Genomic DNA, 19,723 nt, shown 5'->3' with positions numbered 1-19,723 from the left:
GGGCCTCGGGACAGCCCCTCGATCGGACCCGGAGGCCGACCTTCAGCCGATCGGACCCTCGGTCAGCACGATCGTATCCCCTCCATGGCTGGGTAGCGCGCCATAGGAAGGGGTCTGCCGCGGCGCGCCCGCGCGCCGGGCATCGAGCGGGACGTGGCGGGCGAGATATCCGGCCAGCTCCAGCTCGAGGATGGGCCGCTGCAACGTGCTGTCCTCCGTCAGGCCGTGCAGGAGGCGTCCCGTGAAGATGGAGTGGTTGGGCCACAGGTCGCCCCCGTCCGCCACCTTCTGATTGGGCGCGCCGGCGGTGATCACCCGCCGCGCAAACCCGGGACGGCCGCCGCCCCCGCCGCCCGTGGTGGCCAGCCCGGAGAAGCACGAGTCGAAGATGAACAGGACGTGGCGCGCAGCCAGGTCGTCGGTCCACTCGCGCACGGTCGACATGCGCAGCAGCGCGGAGCGTCCCACGCGCGGCGCCTCCCAGGGCACCAGGAAGCCGATCTCCGCGTCGTCCTTGGCGCGGCGCTCGGTCTGGCCGTGTCCGGCGAAGAAGAGCACGACTAGGTCGTCGGCCTGCACCCGACCGCTCGCGCCCTTCCCCTCGACGAGCCCGCCGATGAACGCCTCCTCGATCGCCGTGCGGGTCGCTTCCTCGTCGTAGAGGGCCGTGGAGAGCGTGAAGCCGAAGCGATCCTGCAGCACGCCGGCAACGGCGGTGGCATCGCTCCGGGCGTTCTCGAGTCGATTCCAGTGACGGTAGCGATCGATGCCGATCACGAGCAGGTGGCGGGTGCGATAGGCGCCCGGGAGACGCTCCGGTTCGGTGTCGACGGCGACCTCGAGATCGAGGGCACGCAGGCGTGGGGCCGCGCCCCCGCCCTCGGCTGCGCGCGGCGCGGCGTCGCTCGTCGCGGCGTCGGCCTCCGCTTCGGCGGCCGGCGTCGGATCCGAGCGATCGGCCGCGTCGAGGCGCAGCACATCGGTTTCGAGCCCTTCATCCCGCGCGGCCTGCACCACGTACGCCTCGCGCGCCCTGCGCGCATCGCCGTCCCAGAAGGCGATCAGCGTGGCCCGCTCCTCGCGTCGGCCGGCGAGCTCCATCGCCCGATCCAGGGCGGCCGCGGCCGCGTGCATCCGCGCGGCCGCGGCGTCCAGCGGCCGTGTGTCGCTCAGCTCGATGAGGCTGCAGCGCTCATGGCCCACGACGGCATCGAAGCGCTCGCGCCAACGGGCATCGGGGAGATCCGCGCGGAAGAGCCGACGCGGATAGGGCAGGAGGATCTCCACCTCTCCGGAGCGCTCGAGCAGCAGCTCGGCGCAGACCAGGTCCGCGCCCGCCTCCCCGCAGCCGCAGCCGACCGCGATGTCGTGGCGCTCGAGCGCCTCGCGCAGGGCGCGGCGCACCCAACGCTCGCGCTCCAGCGGAAAACCCTCCTGTACGCGCAGTCCAGCGAAGACGCCGACGTGCCCGACGTCGAAGAGCTGTGCGAGCACGCGCGCGGTGTCGTCCGCCGACGGATCCTGCGATCCCTCGAGGATCAGCGGGATCTGTCGTCGCATGGAGACGAGTGCCCGCCGATTGCGCTGCTCGAGCGCTTGCACCACGGCGCTCTCGTACGCGCGGACCGCGGCGTCGTGATCGCCCAGGAGGAGGTGGGCCTCGCCCAGCGTGGCCTCGTCCCAGAAGTACAGGTCGTTCTCCGCGCTCAGCCGGTCGCGCAGGCGGGTCGCGAGGGCACGCGCCTCGTCCTCCTTGCCCAGCAGACGCGCCAGGGTGGCGGCGTTGATGCCCGGGTAGTAGTGGAGGGTACGCGCATAGGTGTCGCGGTACGTCTGGTAGGCACGGAGCAGCAGGGAGCGGCGGCGCTTCCCCAGGGCCAACCACTGCCGCTTGTAGACCCCCGCCAGGATCCCGCCCGTCCAGGCGTCCAACGGCTCGGCCCGCGACAGCGCCTCCAGCGCGTCGAGGGCTTCGTCCGTCCGTCCGAGCTCGGCCAGGGCCTCGCCGCGCGCGCGCTGCAGGCGCGCGAGATCCCGCGGCTCCATTCCGCGGTCCGCGGCCTCCAGCGCTTCGTCCAGCACCTCGAGCGCCCGCTCCGGGTCCGACGCCGCCATCAGGAGGCGGGCCGCCTCGACGGGCACGTCGCTTCCTCCGAGCCCGGTCTCGATCCAGCGGAGGGCCAGGGCGTGGATGGAGCGGGGATTGGACGGCTTCTTCCCGCCGCCCGCCCGGCGGACCTGCGTGAGGTCCTCCAGCATGGTGTCGACCAGGCCGCGCACGTCGCGCTGGGCGACGTCCGGCGCGGGTGTGCCGGGCCCGGCGGAGGGTGCAGCCGCGGACGTGGGCGCGTCCGGCGTCACCAGCCCGCGCAGGGACCGGGCGAGCGTCTCGACGGCGCCCCAGCTCGGAGCCGAGCGTCCGTCGAGGCTGAGGCGCAGCGGTGCCAGGTCGATGAGGGGAAGGCCGGCGAGTGCCGGCGGCAGTGGAGCCTCGTCCAGTCGGCCCACGGCCACCGTCAGCACCTCGGGCTTCTTGCGCGCCCGCCGCAGGAGGGGCTCCACGACGGGGAGTGGGTCCATCTCCCGGCTCCACTGGGCGCTGTGGAGGAGGACGGCCACGCGGACCGAGCGTGCAGCCGTCTTCACGGCGCCGGGGGACGGGTCCCCGAAGAGGATGTGGGGCTCGAGCTGCGCCTCGATCCCGAAGGTGCCGAGCCGGTGGAAGAGCGACTTCGCGAAGTCCTCGTCGGAGCCGCCGCGCGCTTCCACGGCCCGGTAGCTGAGCAGGACGCGGAGCGGGGCGGGAGGGGGGGGCGGCCGGTGAGCGGCCCCCTCGGTTCCAGGGGCCGGCCCCGGGGCAGGGGGGAGCGGCCGATCCGCGGAGGGCCGGTCCAGAACGGGTGCGGGAGCGCAGTCGATCAGGCCCAGGAACGAGCGCGTGGGATCGTTCGGATCCTCGATCGCGTCCACGGTGTGCCCGACCACCGCGCCATCCACCAGGACCGGGACCCCCGCATAGGGGTGGCCGGTGGTCAGCATGGCCTCCGCGAGCTCGGGCGCGTACACCAGGAGGCGACCGGGCCGCCGGCCCACCGACGGGTCGACCCGCACGACGGTCCCCTCCCTGGTGGGGCCCGGGGCGCCGGCGTACACGAAGGAGCACGGGCCGGGCCGGGCGGGCGCGACGGTCCACGGGTCCGCCCCGGGCAGCGGCCCGGCGAGCCGGAGCAGGGCCACGTGGGTCGTCGTGTCCAACCGCTCCAACGAGCCCGACACGCTGTGGGGTCCCCACACCAGGCGGGCCACCCCGGACGGGACGTCCGCCAGGTGCTGGACCACGTGCCCACACGCCACGGCCAGGTCCGGCTCCAGGAGCCAGGCCGTTCCCACGGCCGCGTCCACCTCCACCCGCCCACAGCGGAGGCGGAGGGCCGTCCCCACGGCCTCAAGCACGCTCGGCCTGCATCCGACCCTCCAGATCGGCGATGAGCGCCACCAGCCAGTCGGGGGCCGCGCCCTCCCGCGCCACCCAGGCATCGGCGATCAAGCGGAAGTTCCGCGTCGTGGTCTCGACCTGCCAGACCACATGGTGGGTGTCAAGGGCCGCGTCCATGGCCGAGCGGGCCTCGTCGGGGTTCCGATCGAGCACCGCGAGCTCCGCCCGGGTGGCGTGCACCCAGTACGCAAAGGCCGTCCGCACCGCGTCCGTCCAGGTCCCGCACTCCGCGGCCTTCCGACGTGCTGCGTCGCGAACCTGTTCGTGCAATCGGTCGCGCCACGCCGGCGCCCCGTCCAGGAACCCACTCAGTGTGAGCGCGTTCAGACCGGGGTAGGGATTGGCCGGATCGGCGTCGTGTCCGCGTCGATAGGTGGCGATGGCTTCGTCCAGGAGGCCGCGGGCAGCGGGATCGTCGGGATCGGTGGTCCGCGCCTCGTCCCAGGCATCCTTGTGGATCCGTCCCAGCTGACCGAGCGTCGAGGCTCGCGGCCCCTGCGTGCGCAGCAGGTCGCGCAGCTCCGCCTCCGCGCGGCCGCTCTGGCCGTCGCGGTGGAGCGCGAAGGCGTGCAGGCGCCGCACGATCGGCTGGCGGGCCAGGGCGGGAGGCATGCGGGCGATCAGCAGGTAGATCTCCGACCACGCCTGATGATCCCGGTAGGCGTGCAGCATCTCCACCGTGATCCGCCAGTCCATGCACGGCTGCGGTCCCAGCCGGTCGTGGAAGCGCCGGATCTCGTCGAGCCCGCGGTTGCGGGGATCCCGCAGGTCCCGGAGATGGCCCTCGATCTCGGACCCCCGCAGGAACGTGAAGCGCCGGAAGCAACGGGCGAACACACGCCCGTAGCGGCGCTTCCGGTAGATCCCCCAGGCGGTGAGGAGGAGCGCGAGCAGGAACAGCAGCCACCAGAGCCAGGGGGGCACCCCGCAGAGCGCACAGGTGGAGGTGCCACAGCAGGCCACCGAGAGCGTGTCCTGGAGCATGACCATGACCATCGCCTGGTTGTTGGTGGAATCCGCGTCGGCGGTGCTGCTGCGGACGCGCGCGTGCAGGGGCCCGCCCCCGTCCGCGCCGAACCGGATCCGCAGCGTGTCGGTCCGGGAGGCGCCGGGGGCAAGCGGGGTGGGGCTGCTCCATTCAGCGGGCCTGCGTCGGACGCGACCGGACGCGTCCAGCAGCCGTGCCTCGACGGGCAGTGAGACCGTCCAGGCCAGCCCGTCCGCGGAGCCCGATCCGCGGTTGGTGGTGACCAGCAGGAGCCGGGAAGGGCACTGATCCAGAACCAGAGCTCTGATGCTGATCTCGAGGTCGGGGATCGGGTCGCGCGAGACCACGATCGCGACGGAGTCGCGGTTGTTGTCGTATCGCCGCTCGGGGCTCGCCGAGGCCACCCGGGCATGCACCCAGAACGTGCTGTCCGGCGCGATCAGGAAGACCGAGTCCGTGCTGGTCTCGCGCGGCTCGAACCGGTCCCAGGGCGGCGTCCACTCCACCTGACCCCCCTGTGTGGAGGCCAGCCGGGGCGGCCGGGCCGAGCCCCGTTCGAAGGCCGCTCCCCCGGGGCGACGGGCGGACGTGACCATCCGGAGCGCCGGCACCTCGCCCAGGTTGTCCGAACGGACCAGGAGGGCCACGCGCTCGCCGGGCCGGACCACGGTGCGGTCGGCGGCGGTGAGGTCGACCGCCAGGTCGGTGGTATCCGTGGCGGGTGGAGGGGTCGGGCAGTCGGCGTCGATCCACCAGGTGGCGGAGGCCTGTCCTTCCGGCAGGGCGCGGCCCCGGTCCCGGGCCGCCACCCGGAAGGGCAGCTCGAAGTCGACGCGGCCCCGGACGCCGTCCGCGCACGGCACCGTCACCGCCACCCAGTCCCGCAGCGAGTCGCCGGGCGCCAGCGTCGCATGGAGGGGCCAGCGCACCGCCCCGTCCAGCTCCACTCCGGGCCGGGCGGAGGCCCCGGAGGGATCCAGCGACGCGGTCACGAAGCGGGGGAGGAGGCCCGTGGCCGTGCGCACGGTCCCGGGAACCGATCCCGTGAGGGCGACGTCGCTCGCGGGAGCCCTGCCTGCGTTCCAGGTGGTGACCTCGAACCAGATCGCCCGATCCGTGGTCCGGTCGGTCGAGACCGGGCGGGCCTGGATGCGGAGGTCGGGCAGCGGGTCGCCGTCGGTGTCGCCGCCCGGCCGGGGCCGGTTCCGCGGGTCGAGGCCGGGCCCGGGCGGATCCACGGGCGGAAGGTCCGGGCCCCCGTCGGAGCCGGGATCATCGTCCAGGACCGGCGGGGACGCGGTGTCCGGTGGCGTCGGAAGCGTGTCTTCGGTCCTCGGGGTCGTATCCGGCGGGATGGACCCGCATCCCGCTGCGTCCGCGCGCAGGTCCAGGGTGGCCCCGTCCTCGTTGTCCGACCGGTCCTCGGGCGTTCGGGTGGTCAAGACCGCCCGGACGTGGCCGGGGCTCACCTGACCGCACGACGCGCGCACCACCAGCGTGTCGACCCGCTCGGCGCCGCCGGGGAGCCGGGGCATCGTCCACCCCAGGCCCCCCGCGGCCCCGCCCAGGCTCCGGCTGGTGGAGAGCACCTCGAGCGAATCCACCCGGACCTCGAGCACGACGGCCTCGGCCGGCGCGGTGCCCTCGTTGCGGGTCACCACCCATACGGTGTCCAGGGTCTCGGAGACGCCCTGGGGCAGGACGTGGACGCTCAGGGCCGCCGGATCGGGCTCGTCCGCGCAGGCGCAGGCGGGATCGACGACCGGGATGACGGGCTCGGGCCCGAGCCCGAAGAGACCCTCATCGAAGCGGAAGCCGAGCTGGACGTAGAAGCCACGCGCGGTGCGCTCGTCCGCCACGGGGTCGCGGTCCCGGAACCCGAAGACGTTGTAGCCGGCCGCCACCCGGAGATCCCCGCGGATACGCAGGCCGAGCTCGGCGCCGAGCCCGTAGCGGACGCGGTCGGACAGGGACGCCAGCAGCGCCCGCCCGATCAGGCCCACGTCCAGACGGCGGGTGACATCCAGCGTGCCCCGGGCGCCCAACAGGTGGGCGGTCTCGGAGACGTCGAGGAGAGCGGTCTCGGCGCGGTTCCAGGTGCTCGACCAGTCCGCCCGCAGCAGCAGGTCGGGCCGGGGCAGCACGTTGACGTGGGCGGCGAAGACGTGGGCCAGGCTACGCTCTTCGAGGCCGTCCAGGTCGGGCGAGCGCTCGTAGTGATGCTCATACCGTCCGAGCGCGTTCCAGCGGTTGCGCCCGACGTCCCGCCAGGCCAGCCCGACGCGGGTGCGCTCGAACGAACGGGCCCCGCCGATTCCCACGCTGAAGACCGAGCTGCCCAACAGGGAGAGGCGCTCGTTCAGGCGGCGCGCGTAGCCGAGCGACCCCAGGAGGTTGTCTCCGCCTTCGGCGTCGTAGTACTCGGCGCGGGCGGTGGCCTTCCAGAGCGAGTCCGTGGTCAGCTCCAGCGCGCCCGTGATGGCCAGCGCGTCACCGCTCGATGACCCGCTCAAGGGGGCCAGGCGCTCGAACGATGTGTTGAGGCGCACACCGGGCGCCAGGCTCCACCGGTTGCGGAGCCCGATGGCCGCCTGGGCCTCCCGTCCGGCGAAGGCATCCCGGGCCCGGTACTCGGAGAAGAGCGCGGAGCCGGCCGGTCCGTCTCCCGCGATGCCCAGCACCGTGGTGTTGCGCTCCTGGCCGGCCGCGAGCCCGTACGGCCCCGTCAGGGAGGAGAGCAGCTCGTGCCGGGCGTACAGGCGCACGCCGCTCCGCACCCGCCAGTCCGCGCCCAGCTCCAGCCGGCGCCGCTCCGCGTCCACCACGTCCTGCTCGAACTCGGCGTGCACCCGCCCCGCGCCCTCCGCGAGCTCCGCGCCCAGACGCACGCCGAGGGCACGCACGGGGTCGGGGTCCCCCGCCGCCTCCGGAAGCGGATCCGCCACGGTCTCGTCGGCCACCCGGAAGCCCACCCGGGCCGTCCAGCGCGCCCCGAGGCGCTGTTCGAGCGCCAGCAGCCCGCCGCTCCGCTCCCCGCCCGTGGTGCGGTCCCGGGTCTGGATCCAGTCCGCGAGCGCCCGGGTCCGCTCACCGAGAGCCGTGACGGAGCGGAGGCCCGCCTCCCGGCGGCCGGCGCGGAAGACCGAGGTAGGGTTCTCGAAATCCGGATCGGTACCGACGAAGAACGCGTCGAGCGCCACGCGGTCACTCCGGTGACGGAGCTCCACGCGGCCGGCGTCGCCCTGCCGCCCGCTGGCGCCGCCGTCCCGCCGGGCCAGCTCACCGATCAGGTACGTGGCGTCCAGCACCTCCACGGCGGCGTTCACGCTGGCCAGGTCGAACCGGCCCACCGGATCGTCGTCGCGGATCCACCCGCCTCCGAGCTCGACGCGGTCGTGGGCGCGCACCTGCGCGAACCCGCCCACGGTCCAGAAGGCGTCGGTGTCGCCCTCCACCTCGTACCCGACCCGGAGCACGAGCGGATTGAGCGCCGCGTCCACGGCCGGGACCGGCCGCCGCAGCAGGAGGCGTCCCGTGAAGGGCTCGAGCGTGTAGTCCTGGAAGCGCTCCAGGCGCTCCACGGCGACGACGCGACCCGGCTGGTTGCGGTCGTAGGTGACGATCTCCACCAGCTCGCTGTGCAGGAGCCCGTCCGCGCGGCTCAGCGAATAGGGCCCGCTCACGCCGCGGGCGGGGATCTCGTCCACCACGCGCGAGGAGCGGCCGCGGCGGGCGAAGGCGTCGACCTGGACGCGCTCCGTCTCGAGGTGCTGGATCGCGCCGGTCAGGACCCGGTCGTAGGCCCCAAGCGCCACTCCGCCCGTCGCGAGCCCCGGACCCGTACGGAAGTCGCCGTAGGTGAGGGAGGAGGCGCCCCGCCGCACCTCGCCGAAGAAGCGGCTGGTGCTGCGCGCGCCGAAGCGGGACAGCGAGGCGTCCCCCCAGACCGGGTAGAAGGCGTCCGGCTCGATGTCGCGGAACACCCGGACGTCGGGGATGGGCTCGGTGTCGAGCCGGGCGGTGACCGTATACCCGTCCCCCAGCGCCCCGTGTGCGAAGAGCGAGCCTCGTGCTCCGGCCGTGCGCTCGTGGGTGTCGTCCGACCACGTGAGCCGCGTCAGGCGGTCCTGGAAGGCGTCGGCCCCGGCCAGGGCCACGCCGGACGACCGCAGGTCGATCCGGGCCTCGAGCAGGCCCGACAGCGCCAGCGGCTCGGGCGCGGGCAGATCCCGCTCGACCTCGGCCTGCACCGCACCGGGCACGGCGGTGGAATCGAGGCCGGCAGCCGCGGGCATCGCGGGGTCGGGCGGCGCGAGCGGGCCCGGCACACCCACGGGCCCCTCCGTGGCGGGCACCAGGGACCGGAAGGTGGTCCCGCGCACGAGCACCGGGGCGGGGGCGGGTAACGCCGAGGTGACCTGCGGCTGCCGACGCCGCGCTTCGATCTCACCGGCGAGCCTCTCCGAGCGGGTCACGCCGAAGTCCGCCCGGTGCATCTCCCCCCGCGTCAGATCCACGAGGGCGCTCACCCCGTCGTCCGAGTGCCGGTTGGAGAGGCGCACCAGGGCAGCACCGGCCGGCAGGGTGGACCGATCCACCCGCACGATCCAGTTCCGGGGCCGCAGCCCGTAGAGGCTGTAGCGGCCATCCGAGTCGGTGATGGCGGCCGTCCCGTCCTGCAGGTAGACCCGCACACCGGGGATGCCGGGCTCGCCGTCCAACTGGGCCGGGTCGCAGCCGCAGTCCAGGAAGACGGAGCCGACGATCACGCCCTCCTCCCGGAACGCGCCCCGGACACGCACCCGGGCCTCCGACTCCTCCGTCGTGGGGCCACCCCGGACGCGCACCCGGTTCACGCCTTCCCCGACCGGGGCCGACGGACCGATCTCGGCCCGGTAGGTCAGCGTCAGACGGAGGGTGCCGGTGACGGGATCGGTCGGGAACGTGCCGAAGTCGAGCCAGCCGCCGGCCGCGGGGGTCGGATCCGCCGCGATCGTGCCCCCGATCCGCGTGCTTCCCGGCACGTAGAGGAACCCAGGGGGCAGCAGGTCCTGCACGTCCACCCCGGGGACGCCCTCGGCCTCGACGTCGATCCGGTACTGGACCACGTCTCCGACCTGGGCCTCGCTCCGGCCGGCCTCCTTGGTCACCCGCAGTCGGGTCGAGCCCGTCGAGGCTCCCCCGGTCTCGGTGACGGCGGTGTCCGCGTCGTTGGTGGGGTCCGAGTCCGGCGTGGACGAGCGCACCGACGCGATGTCGGCGACCCGCGCCCCCGGGACGGGCAGCCGCAGCCGCACCTCGTAGACGACGCTGTCTCCGGGGCCCAACACCGGCAGCGCCGGCCATTCGATCACGGCGGGCGGGGTCGGATGGGCGCTCGGAGCGGGCGACGCCGAGACGAACTGCGCCAGGGCCGGGTCGGGGAGCGTGTCCGCCACCACGACGTCGAACGCGGACTGCGCACCCCGGTTGCGGGCCACGATGCGGTAGACGGCCACGGCCCCGGGATCGACGCGCGCAGGCCCCGACTTGCGTACCTCCAGATCCGTGGATCCGCCCGCCGAGCCCTGCACCCGGGTCTCCACGCGCGCCGTGTCGTTGGCGGGGTCGACATCCCCGGGCGTCGTGACGATCGCGATCCCCTCGAGGGTCCCCGTGCCGGGGGCCCGCACCGTGATCGTGAAGCGGAGCCGGCCTCCCACCGGAAGCACGGCGATGGGGGGCCAGGCGAGGAGGGCCCCGTTGAGGATGGCTCCACCGGACGCGGAGACGAACGCCGCGTTGGGGGGCAGCTGGAACTGGAGCGAGACCCCGCGCGCCGGCACCGACCGTGTGTTCACGACCTCCACGGTGTAGGTGACCAGGCCCCCGGCGGGAACGCTCAACGGGCCCGTCGCCGTCACCCCGACGTCGATCTCCGGCGGGACCGGGGGCTCCACCGTCGTGCGCACCGAGCTGGTGTCGTTGGTGGGGACGGGGTCCGACGTGCCGGAGCGGACCGTGGCCCGATTGGTGAGCTGGCTCGGCCCGGTCGGGGCCTGGAACTCGACCGTGAAGGTCCGTTGGGCGCCCGGCGCCAGGAGGGGGATCACGGGCCAACGGATCACGCCACCGGCGTGGGTGCCGCCGCCCGAGGCTCCGACGAAGCGGCCCGCGGAGGGCAGCACGTCCTCCACCACGACGTCGACCGCGGGGTCGGGGCCGCCGTTCCGGACGGTCAGCGCATACGTGAGCGTCCCTTCGCTGGCCACCACGGGGGGGCCCGTCTTGAGGATGCTCAGATCGGCACCCGACGGGGGAGGGGGAGGCGGAGGGCCCGCCGCCACCACGGTGGTGAAGGACGCCACCTTGGGCCCGTCCAGGTTCGGCTGGGCCGACAGCACCACGGCCGTGTTGGTCAGGGTGGCGGCGCCGGCGGGGGCCTGGACGGTGACGGTGAGCACCACGGGCGGTCCCCCGACCGGGAGGGACGCGATGGGCGGCCAGCGGATCACCCCACCGCTTTCGACCCCTCCTCCGGAGATGGCCACGACCGTGGCCTGGGCGGGCAGCGTGTCGACCACCACCACGTTCCGACGCGAGCGGGCCGCCGCGTTGCGGACGGTCACGGACCACGTGAACACCTCTCCGGCCGCGACGGTGGGCGGCCCGTCCACGGCGACGGTCACTCCGGACGGGACCTGCCCCACGGCACCCCGGGGAGCGGACAGGAGTCCCAGGAAGACGACGCCGAGGCCCATGGCCGCGCGAGCGTACGCCGCACACCCGGCCAGGCCATGGCGCGGGCGGGCCAGCCGGATCACTTCCGGGGAGCGCGAGGGGGAGCTGAGCGGTGCCACCGCCTTACCGGACCCTGGGGGGACGGCCCGCCGCGGAGGGCGGGTGGAGCATCATCCCGGGCGCGGACGAGCCGCGCAAGGAAGCCATTCCCGAGGCCATGACCGACCCGTTCCAGGGTGGTTGAGTCGTTGATCGGTGACGTCATCCAGCCCGCGCCCGGACGACCCTCGAATCAAGCCTGATCAGCCTTTCCGGGCAGGGCGTTCGCTCGAGGCTCCGCACCAGACGGGTGCTGCTGCATCACCGATCGGTGACGCGTCGGGATCGACGGCCGGGATTCACAACCATCGTCCGAAGCCCTAGCGTTCCCGTCATGGATCGCACGTGCGCGCTTCTCGTGATCGCGGGCGCCCTTTCGGCCGTCGGCTCCGGGGCTGCCGGTCAGACCCATCTCTACGACCGCGAGTACCCGGACATCCACTACCTGCGCTCGGAGGCGGCCGACCCGGTCGCTCGTCTCGGACGGCAGCTGGCCGTGGGGGAGCGCACCCTCGCCTGGGACACGGAACGGGGCTATCTGCCCGCCCTCCTGGACGCCCTGGGCATCCCCGTCTCCTCCCAGGTCCTCGTCTTCTCGCGTACCAGCCTCCAGGCCGACCACATCTCGGCGGCCACGCCGCGGGCCCTCTACTTCAGCGACGACGTCTACGTGGCCTGGGTCCCGGGCTCGGACGTCCTGGAGATCGCCGCCCTCGACCCGCGGCTGGGACCCGTCTTCTACCTCCTGCCGCAGCAACGGGAGGGCGGGGCGCGGGCTGCGCGCCAGAACGATCTCTGCCTGCAGTGCCACGACACCTATTCGCTGGGGGGCGGGGGGGTGCCACGCTTCCTGATCGGGTCCGGGCCCACGCTGCGCTCCGGGGTGAGCGCCGGACACGGCAGCTGGCTGCTGACCACGCCACGAACGCCGGTCGAGCACCGCTGGGGTGGGTGGTTCGTCACGGGGCGGGCGGAGGGCCTCCGCCACGGCGGGAACGTCGCCCGGGCGCCGACCGGCGAGGCGGTGTCCCTCCTGCCCTCCGCGCTCCCGCCGGACCTGACGGGCGGCCCCATGTCCGAGGTCCCGTACCTGGGCGCCCACAGTGACGTCGTGGCCCTCCTGGTCCTGGAGCATCAGCTGCACGTCCAGAACCTGATCACACGGGCTGCCTGGGAGGCGCGCGGGGGCGGTCCATCGGAGGCGCCGGCACGCCTGGATCGGGCGGTTCGCGAGCTCGTGGCGGCGCTCACGTTCACGGGGGATGCCGGACTGCCCGTCCCGGTGCAGGGCACGTCGGGCTTCGCGAGCGCGTTCGCAGGCCGCGGGCCCGCGGACGGGCAGGGACGCACCCTCCGGGCGCTGGATCTCGAGACGCGGGTCTTCCGCTATCCGCTGAGCTGGCAGATCCAGTCGGAGGCCTTCCGGGCGCTCCCGGATGGGATCCGCGACCGGGTCTACGCCGGGGTCACGGAAGCGCTCGAAGGCCGCGGGCCCGGCGCCGCCGACGCCGCTGTTGCCGCGCTGGAGGTCCTGTCCGCGACCTCGCCCGACTATCGGGATTGGAAAGGGCGGCAGCTCCGGTAGACCGCGGCTGGCCCGGACCGACCCCACGTACGCTGCTACCCTCTGCGGCGCCCTGCGCCGGGGTCAGGCCTGCAGATCCATCCCGTCCAGGGCGCGGTCCAGCTCGGCCTGGAGCTCCTTGGCGAGGTTCCGGCTGTCACCGTAGAGGGACAGCCACACCCCGAGGTGGAACCGGTCGCCGCCGGGCTCCAGCTCGAGGAACAGGAGCGCATCCTCCAGGTCCGGAACCAGCGCAGCCACGTGGATGCCGGGCGTGACCTGCCGGATCCGGGCTGCCGGGCCGCTCCAGATCCGCGCCGAGGCACGCACCGCGGCCTCCCCATCCGGGCGATCGGGCCCGCCCACCCCCTCGGAGAGCTCCAGCAGGCCATCCTTCCCCAGGATGCGGTCCCAGCATGCCTGGCGGCCGAGGGTGACGGGGCGGCGGGCCCAGACCATGGTGCGGTCCCGCCCCGGGTGGCGCTCCAGGGCGTGGGCCAGGTGGTCCAGGAAGTAGCGCCAGCCCGACACGAGCGTGTCCAGGTAGGCGTCCCAGGACTCGGCGTCGAAGCCGGCCTGGACCACCCGGACCACGGTGCCGCCGGCCCGCCCTTCCACGTGGAGGTCGACCGTGACCTCGACGTCCCCACCGTGGGACTCGATCCACCCGAGGCGGCGCCCCTCCTCCCAGGCGCCGAGCCGGGCCGTCCCCCTGGCGTCGGGCCCCCAGGCCAGCGTGATGGTCCCGGGATCGCCGGCGTCGATCGAGGCCTCGAGCGGGAACCAGCGCTCCAGGCCGCGGGCGGTGCTGATCGCCTCCCACGCACTCGCGGGGTCCGCCTGGATCTGCACGGCTACCTCCACCGACCGGGGTCGAGCCCCGTGGAGTGTGGCTCGCGAGGGGGCCGAGGTCGGGGCGGCGGACGGGCTGCGCTCGTCAGCGAACGGGGTGTGCTCCTCCGCGGACCGGCTGTGCTCGTCGGCGGATGCGCTGCTCTCGTCACCGGATGGGCTGCGCTCGCCGGCGGATGCGCTGTGCTCGGCGGCGGACGCGCCGCGCTCGTCCCGCAGGTCGTGGGGGTCGGTCATGGCACCTCCCGGGCGGCAGCGGTGTCGGCCGCGGCCGCCGTTGGGCGGGGGTAGGCGTGGGCCAGCACGCGGAACGGACGGCCACCAGGGGCGTCCGCGTCGTGGTGTCGGGCCACCAGGGCCGCGACGGCGTCCTGGAGCTCCCGGGCGAAGGCGGCCTGGCTCTCCGGGTCCCGGAAGCGGACGACAGTGTCGACCGTCAGTGTTGCGAGCTGCTTCCCCTGGGCGTCCGCCCGGTCGCGCAGGGCTCCCAGCTCAGTGAGGGTCCGCCCCGCGGTCGCCGCGAGGTACTGGGAGGAGAAGCGGTCGCGCAGACCTGATGGATCCAGCGCGGCCGGGCCCAGCACCCTGGGAGAGACGGCGTAGGCGGCTGCCGAGGACTGGAGGACCTGGGCCACGAAGTTGCCGGTCCGGCGCTCGGCGACGGTGTCGAGCAGGCCCTGCTCCTGGAGCGCCCGCACATGGTGCCCCACCTGCTGCCGCGGCAGCTCCAGCCAGCGGGCCACCCCGGCAGCGGTGTGCGGCTCCCGGAATCCGGCCAGGATCCGGGCCCGGAGCGGGTGGGTGAGGCCGGCCACCACCTCGGGAGCCTCCAAAACGGCGAACGGTGTCTGCATACGGGGATTGTACCATAGACAGAAACCTCTGTCTAGGAAGCGTATCATGTCTACACGACTCCCCCACCCGTCGAACGGGGGGGGCTATCGCGGCCCGGGGCGGCCCCGGGATCGATCCGAGCGACCCGCCGGGCGGGGCTACGCGCGCGCTCGACCTATCGACCCGCAGGCCAGACGCGCCGGGCGGGGCTGCGCTCGCTCGATCCATCGACCCTCGGGCCACACCCGCCAGGCGGGGCTACGCGCTCGCTCGATCCATCGACCCTCAGGCCAGACGCGCCGTGCGGGGCTCGCTCGCTCGATCCATTGACCCTCCGGCCAGAACTGCCGGCTGCATCCCAATCGGGTCCGGAGCCGCGCTCCCTCAACCCGCCGCACTGATCCCCAACTCCTCGCGCATCTGCACGACCTCCTCCCGCGTGCGTCGCTTCAGCGGCGGCACGACCGGGATGGGCTTTCCGGTCGGACCCCGGAAGGTGGCGCGCCCATCCGGCTCCAGTTCCACGCGCCAGCCCCCTTCGTGCAGCAGCCGGTGGTGCGTGCGACAGGTCAGGATCAGGTTGTCGAGCGCAGTGGGGCCGCCGTCGGCCCAATGCAGGATGTGATGTGCGTCTGTGAACCGCCTGCCGCAGCCGGGGAAGCGGCATCCCCGGTCTCGGGTCTCCAGCGCCCGTCGGATCGAGGCCGGGACGCTCCGGGTCCGCCGTCCCACATCCAGGACCCGTCCGACCGGGCTCTTCGTGATCGGCACCACGCCGGCGTCGCATGCGATGCGCCGAGCCGTTGCCGCGGCAACGCGAGTGCCGTCCTCCATCTCGGACAGGCCCGGCTCGGACTCGGCGCTGAGGGTCTCCGCCTCCACATGCAGCACCACCTGGTAGCGGCCGGCCCGCGTGCCGCTGATCGGGGCGTCCGGGCCGCCCCCCTCCTGGTCGAGGCCGGCCGCCAAGGCGCGCTCGGCCAGCAGGCCCACCGCGTCGGCACGCCGCTGCTCGGGGGTCACCCCCTCCTCGACGCCCTCCAGGTCGGGGCCCTTCCAGAAGAGCGCGTCCGCGGCTGCCTCCAGCGCTCGCATCAGCAGCACGCCCACCTCCGGGTCCAACCGGCCCTTCACGACGTACATGCCGTCCCCGTCGGGGAAGATCGCGAGCGCACGACTGCGATGACGCAGCCGCTCCCGTTCGGATTCGTCCAAACGGTCGTGTCGCTTCCAGCCGCGCACGACGCGTTCCAACTGATGGGCGGTCGAGCCGAGCGCGATCTCGAGCAACTCGGTCTCGTTGTCCGCATCGGCCACGCGCGTGAGCGCGCGGACCTTGGAGAACGACAGATCTCCCTGCTGCAGCGCGGCACTGATCTGCGGTAGCCCCGGCAGCGCGCGCGCCGCCCGCACCTTCTCGCGCGCAGAGCCCAGATCGATTCCCGTGCGCCACGCCAACCAGTGGGCGCACGTGATGTGACCCGACAGCTCCCAACCCCGTCGCTGGTCGAAGTCCGCGATCAGGGTGAGCTGGCGGTGCGTCGCGGAGTCGATCTGCGCGGCGAGCGACGCGATCTCGTCGCTCAGGTCTTCGAGCGCGTCCAGCTCGGCGTTGGACAGTTCGAAGGGCGAAGGATGGAGTGGAGGACCGACGTGTGCGGGCGCACCGGCGGGAGGAGTCGAGGGATGCTGCGCGAGGGCGTGCGGACGCGAGCGTCTGGAAGAAGAAGCTGGAGCGAAGCCCATGATGACACCCGAGGGACAAAGCGGAGGAACGGCGAGACGAGTCCGACGAGGCGCCGAGCGACTCGCAGGGTGCTCAAAGATAGGAGGGGGTTTCGCCGCTCTTCAGGCTGGCCTGTGGCGCACGAAGTCGCGCAAGAAGGATCGGCGCATCGGGTGGATGCGCCCAGGCGCGCGACACGCGCGGCCAAGCCGCTTCAACGCGATGCGAGCAGGCAGGGTGGGACTCCTGTCATCGCGCGCACCGTAGAGACGTCCATGGCAGAATGGGACAACATCACGCGCGGGCCAGCAGATCCGCCGAGGTGACGGGCGATGGCGTCGTGCGAGCGGTCCGTGCCGAGGCGGAAGCGCTCGGCGATCATCCTGCGTGTGTCATCATCGATCAACGAGAGATGGCGGGTCAGCCCGCACGTCGCCGCATCGATCAAGGAGAAGCGGCGGGTGAGCCTGCGTGTCGCCGCATCGATCGAGGCGCAGGAGAAGCGGCACGTCCGCCGGCGGAACGGGGGCCGCTTGCTCCTCACCCCCCGTCCGGTCGTAGCGGAATGACCTGCGGCACCCCCGCATCCGGCCCCGGCCCCGGATGGGGCTGCACGGTGAGCGGCCAGCGATAGACGGGCTGGAGGATCTCGTGTCGGACGACGTCCGACGGCGGGCCCTCCGCCACCACCCGTCCCCGGTCCAGCAGGACCAGCCGGTCCGCGTAGCGGGCGGCCAGGTTGAGGTTGTGGGTCACCATCAGCACGGTGACTCCTTCGGTCCGGCGGATGTCGTCGAGCAGGTCGAAGATGGCCATCTCGTGCCGCACGTCGAGCGCGGCGGTGGGCTCGTCCAGCACCAGGGTGGTGGGTTCCTGCGCGAGGGCCCGGGCGATCCGTGCCCGCTGGCGTTCGCCCCCCGACAGAGTGGCCACGGGTCGATCGACCAGGTCCGTCAGGTCGCAGCGCTCCAGGGCCGATCGGGTCGCCTGCCGGTCCTGGGGGCGCTCCGGTGACCACAGGCCCAGGTGGGGGTAGCGGCCCATCGCCACGAGCTCGCCCACGGTGACCGGGAAGGTCAGGGACTCGATCTGGGGGACCACGCCGATCCGGGCCGCCAGGTCCTTGCGGCTCCACGCCCCGACCGGCCGGCCTTCGTACCGCACCGTGCCCGATTCCGGCATCAGCGCGCCCAGCATGAGGCGCAACAGGGTGGATTTGCCCGCCCCGTTGGGCCCGACCAGCGCGACGATGGCCCCTGCGTCCACCCGGAAGCCCACGTCCTCCACCACGGGAGGACGATCCGGGCCGTACCGGAATCGTACGCCGTCGAGTGCGAAGGCGGGCCCGGTCACGGGCGCCCCCCGACGGGCCGGCTCGCAGCGGGCCCGGTCACGGGCGCCCCCGGACAGGCTGGCTCGCAGCGCGACCGCTCACGGGCGCCCCCCGAAGGGCCGGCCCGCACCCCGGCCGCTCACGGGCGCCCCCCGACCGGCCTGCTCGCACCCCGGCCGCTCACGTGCCCCTCCGGACCAGCAGCAGAAGGAAGACCGGCACGCCGATGAGGGCCGTGATGACGCCCGTGGGCAGCTCGACCGGGGAGACGAGCGTGCGTGCCACCGTGTCCGTGGCGATCAGGAAGGCCGCCCCGCCGAGCGCCGAGGCCGGCAGCAGCAGGCGGTGATCGCTCCCCCACAGCAGCCGGAACGCGTGCGGGATGACCAGACCCACGAAGCCGATGATCCCGCTCACGGCCACCGCTGCGCCCACCAGCACCGAGGTGACCGCCAGCGCAGCGGTACGGGTGCGCTCCACGGACACGCCGAGGTAGAGCGCGGGCTCCTCGCCCAGCGCCAGCAGGTTGAGCGGACGGGCCTGGGAGACGATCCACAACAGCGCCGGGGCGGCAAAGCCCGCCAGCATGCCGACGGCGCCCCAACTGGCCCCCGACAGGTTGCCCATCATCCAGTAGAGCGCCTGCCGGAGCCCCTCCGTGCTGGACAGGGCCAGCAGGAGCAGGATGATGGCGTTGAAGAAGGCGCTGACCACCACCCCGGCCAGGATCAGGACGCGGGGGCTGAGCGCCGGCCCCACCGCGCGGGCGATCCGGAGCACGGCGGCCGTGGCCGCCAGCGCGCCCACCGTCGCGGAGAGCGGGACCAGGCCGGGCACGAACGAGCCGCCCAACCCAATGGCCAGGACCGCACCCACCGCCGCCCCACCGGAGACGCCCAGCACGAACGGCTCGGCCAGCGGGTTGCGGAGCAGGGCCTGCAGGACCGCGCCGCTGATCCCGAGCGAGCCCCCCACCAGACCGGCGAGCACGACCCGCGGAGCCCGGATCCCCAGGAGGATGTCGCGGTCGATCCCGGTGGCGGTGCCCCGGAGGACATCCAGCACGCCGGCCAGGCCCAGCCCGCTCGCTCCGATCCCGAGTCCGAGTAGAGCGACGGCCGCGACCGCGACCGTCAGCGCCACCAGGCGGAAGATCACCGCTCCGGTTCCGGGTGCAGCGTCTGGAAGAGCGTCTGCGCGGCCTCACCGAGGCGGGGTCCGGGGCGACCGAACAGCGTCGGGTCCAGCGCCACCCGGCGGCCGCTCACCACGCTCCAGCCTCCGCTACGCAGGGCTGAGTCGATCCCCCCCGCGCTCGGGACCAGGACCACGTCCGGGCGCCCGCGGGCCACGGCCTCCATGCTCATCTGCGGCCAGGGCTGGGGGGCGGAGCCGAAGACGTTCCGGCCGCCGGCCACCGTCACCAGGCTGTCCACGAACGTCCCGGAGCCCGCGACGATCGGCGGCGCCGCGGAGGCGACGTAGACGACGCCCGGCCGCGCCTTGCCTTCCACGTCCCGACCGATGCGCGCGAAGGTGGAATCCAGCTCCGCGGCCCAGCGGTTGGCCTGGGGACGGGCGCCCAGCAGGGAGGCGACGCCGATGGCGTGGCGCCGGGCGTCGGCGATGGTCTCCACCCGGGCCTGATAGACGGTGATGCCCAGCTCCTCCAGCCGCGCCGCGACCGACCGATCCCCGACGTCGGGCCAGACGATGACCAGGTCGGGCTTGAGGAACACGATGCGCTCGACGCTGGGGTCCAGTCCGCCGCCCACGGAAGGGAGGTTGGCCAGGGTGGGATCCTCGTCGTAGCGGGTCCGGGCGATGATGCGCCCGCTCTCCCCGAAGGCCACGATGAAGTCCGTGATGGCCGGGACCAGCGAGATGACCCGGTCGCGGGCGCGCCCCATGCGGTGTTCGTAGCCCGCGTCGTCGGTCACGATGCGCCGGAGCGCCTCGATGTCGATGGGCTCATCGGGTGGGGGCGGCTCGGAGCACGCGCCGGCGAGCAGGGCCAGGGCCAGGGCGCGGATCGCGCGCCTTCCCCGGACGGATGGCAGCCTCATGGAGATCGGTCCTCTTTCCCGCGAAAGAGTGGTCACGCGTGCGGG

10 protein-coding genes are annotated in these 19,723 nt (G+C 73.7%); 2 read left to right on the top strand and 8 right to left on the bottom strand.

Translation table 11 applies throughout. From position 1 onward, the window contains the following. Positions 1 to 42: 42 nt before the first annotated feature. Together R3E98_12135 and R3E98_12130 are read right to left on the bottom strand one after the other, a co-directional pair. On the bottom strand, positions 43 to 3,453 hold the full coding sequence (locus R3E98_12135) for a TRAFs-binding domain-containing protein (protein MEZ4424150.1): 3,411 nt from the start codon (positions 3,451 to 3,453) through the stop codon (positions 43 to 45). After that, a complete protein-coding gene (locus R3E98_12130; protein ID MEZ4424149.1) occupies positions 3,446 to 11,323 on the bottom strand; it encodes a TRAFs-binding domain-containing protein in 7,878 nt (2,625 codons plus the stop codon). The genes R3E98_12135 and R3E98_12130 overlap by 8 nt, the downstream gene beginning before the upstream one ends. On the opposite strand from R3E98_12130, the gene R3E98_12125 reads away from it, so the two are divergent. Both R3E98_12125 and R3E98_12120 read left to right on the top strand, forming a co-directional pair. Continuing rightward, on the top strand, positions 11,317 to 11,448 hold the full coding sequence (locus R3E98_12125; GenBank protein ID MEZ4424148.1) for a hypothetical protein: 132 nt from the start codon (positions 11,317 to 11,319) through the stop codon (positions 11,446 to 11,448). The genes R3E98_12130 and R3E98_12125 overlap by 7 nt on opposite strands. Positions 11,449 to 11,637: 189 nt before the next feature. Further along, positions 11,638 to 12,888 carry a hypothetical protein gene (locus tag R3E98_12120; protein MEZ4424147.1) on the top strand — a complete coding sequence of 417 codons (1,251 nt, stop codon included), beginning with the start codon at positions 11,638 to 11,640 and terminating at the stop codon, positions 12,886 to 12,888. Between the two features lie 63 nt (positions 12,889 to 12,951). Here R3E98_12120 and R3E98_12115 read toward each other — a convergent pair whose 3' ends face one another. From R3E98_12115 to R3E98_12090, 6 genes are all read right to left on the bottom strand, one after another. Beyond that, positions 12,952 to 13,956, bottom strand: coding sequence for an SRPBCC domain-containing protein (locus R3E98_12115; GenBank protein MEZ4424146.1), 1,005 nt, complete (start codon positions 13,954 to 13,956; stop codon positions 12,952 to 12,954). Continuing rightward, positions 13,953 to 14,573, bottom strand: coding sequence for a helix-turn-helix domain-containing protein (locus R3E98_12110; protein MEZ4424145.1), 621 nt, complete (start codon positions 14,571 to 14,573; stop codon positions 13,953 to 13,955). Before R3E98_12110 ends, R3E98_12115 begins: the two co-directional genes overlap by 4 nt. A 364-nt stretch (positions 14,574 to 14,937) precedes the next feature. Continuing rightward, positions 14,938 to 16,299 carry a DUF222 domain-containing protein gene (locus tag R3E98_12105; GenBank protein MEZ4424144.1) on the bottom strand — a complete coding sequence of 454 codons (1,362 nt, stop codon included), beginning with the start codon at positions 16,297 to 16,299 and terminating at the stop codon, positions 14,938 to 14,940. Between the two features lie 520 nt (positions 16,300 to 16,819). Beyond that, positions 16,820 to 17,632 (bottom strand): ABC transporter ATP-binding protein, encoded by an 813-nt coding sequence (locus R3E98_12100; protein ID MEZ4424143.1) that lies wholly within the window; start codon positions 17,630 to 17,632, stop codon positions 16,820 to 16,822. A 160-nt stretch (positions 17,633 to 17,792) separates the two neighbouring features. Further along, a complete protein-coding gene (locus tag R3E98_12095) occupies positions 17,793 to 18,770 on the bottom strand; it encodes an iron ABC transporter permease (GenBank protein ID MEZ4424142.1) in 978 nt (325 codons plus the stop codon). Further along, a complete protein-coding gene (locus R3E98_12090; protein ID MEZ4424141.1) occupies positions 18,767 to 19,678 on the bottom strand; it encodes a helical backbone metal receptor in 912 nt (303 codons plus the stop codon). The genes R3E98_12095 and R3E98_12090 overlap by 4 nt, the downstream gene beginning before the upstream one ends. Positions 19,679 to 19,723 lie beyond the last annotated feature (45 nt).

It is taken from the genome of Gemmatimonadota bacterium (assembly GCA_041390125.1).
In the GTDB taxonomy this organism is placed as follows: Bacteria; Gemmatimonadota; Gemmatimonadetes; order Longimicrobiales; family Gaopeijiaceae; genus JAGQIF01.
This window is presented reverse-complemented; position numbering and strand designations above follow the sequence as displayed.

Bases quoted from the DNA above. Each gene is read 5' to 3' on its own strand.
- R3E98_12120 (MEZ4424147.1), top strand. From the start codon at position 11,638: ATGGATCGCACGTGCGCGCTTCTCGTGATCGCGGGCGCCCTTTCGGCC.
- R3E98_12115 (MEZ4424146.1), bottom strand. From the start codon at position 13,956: ATGACCGACCCCCACGACCTGCGGGACGAGCGCGGCGCGTCCGCCGCC.
- R3E98_12110 (MEZ4424145.1), bottom strand. From the start codon at position 14,573: ATGCAGACACCGTTCGCCGTTTTGGAGGCTCCCGAGGTGGTGGCCGGC.
- R3E98_12105 (MEZ4424144.1), bottom strand. From the start codon at position 16,299: ATGGGCTTCGCTCCAGCTTCTTCTTCCAGACGCTCGCGTCCGCACGCC.
- R3E98_12090 (MEZ4424141.1), bottom strand. From the start codon at position 19,678: ATGAGGCTGCCATCCGTCCGGGGAAGGCGCGCGATCCGCGCCCTGGCC.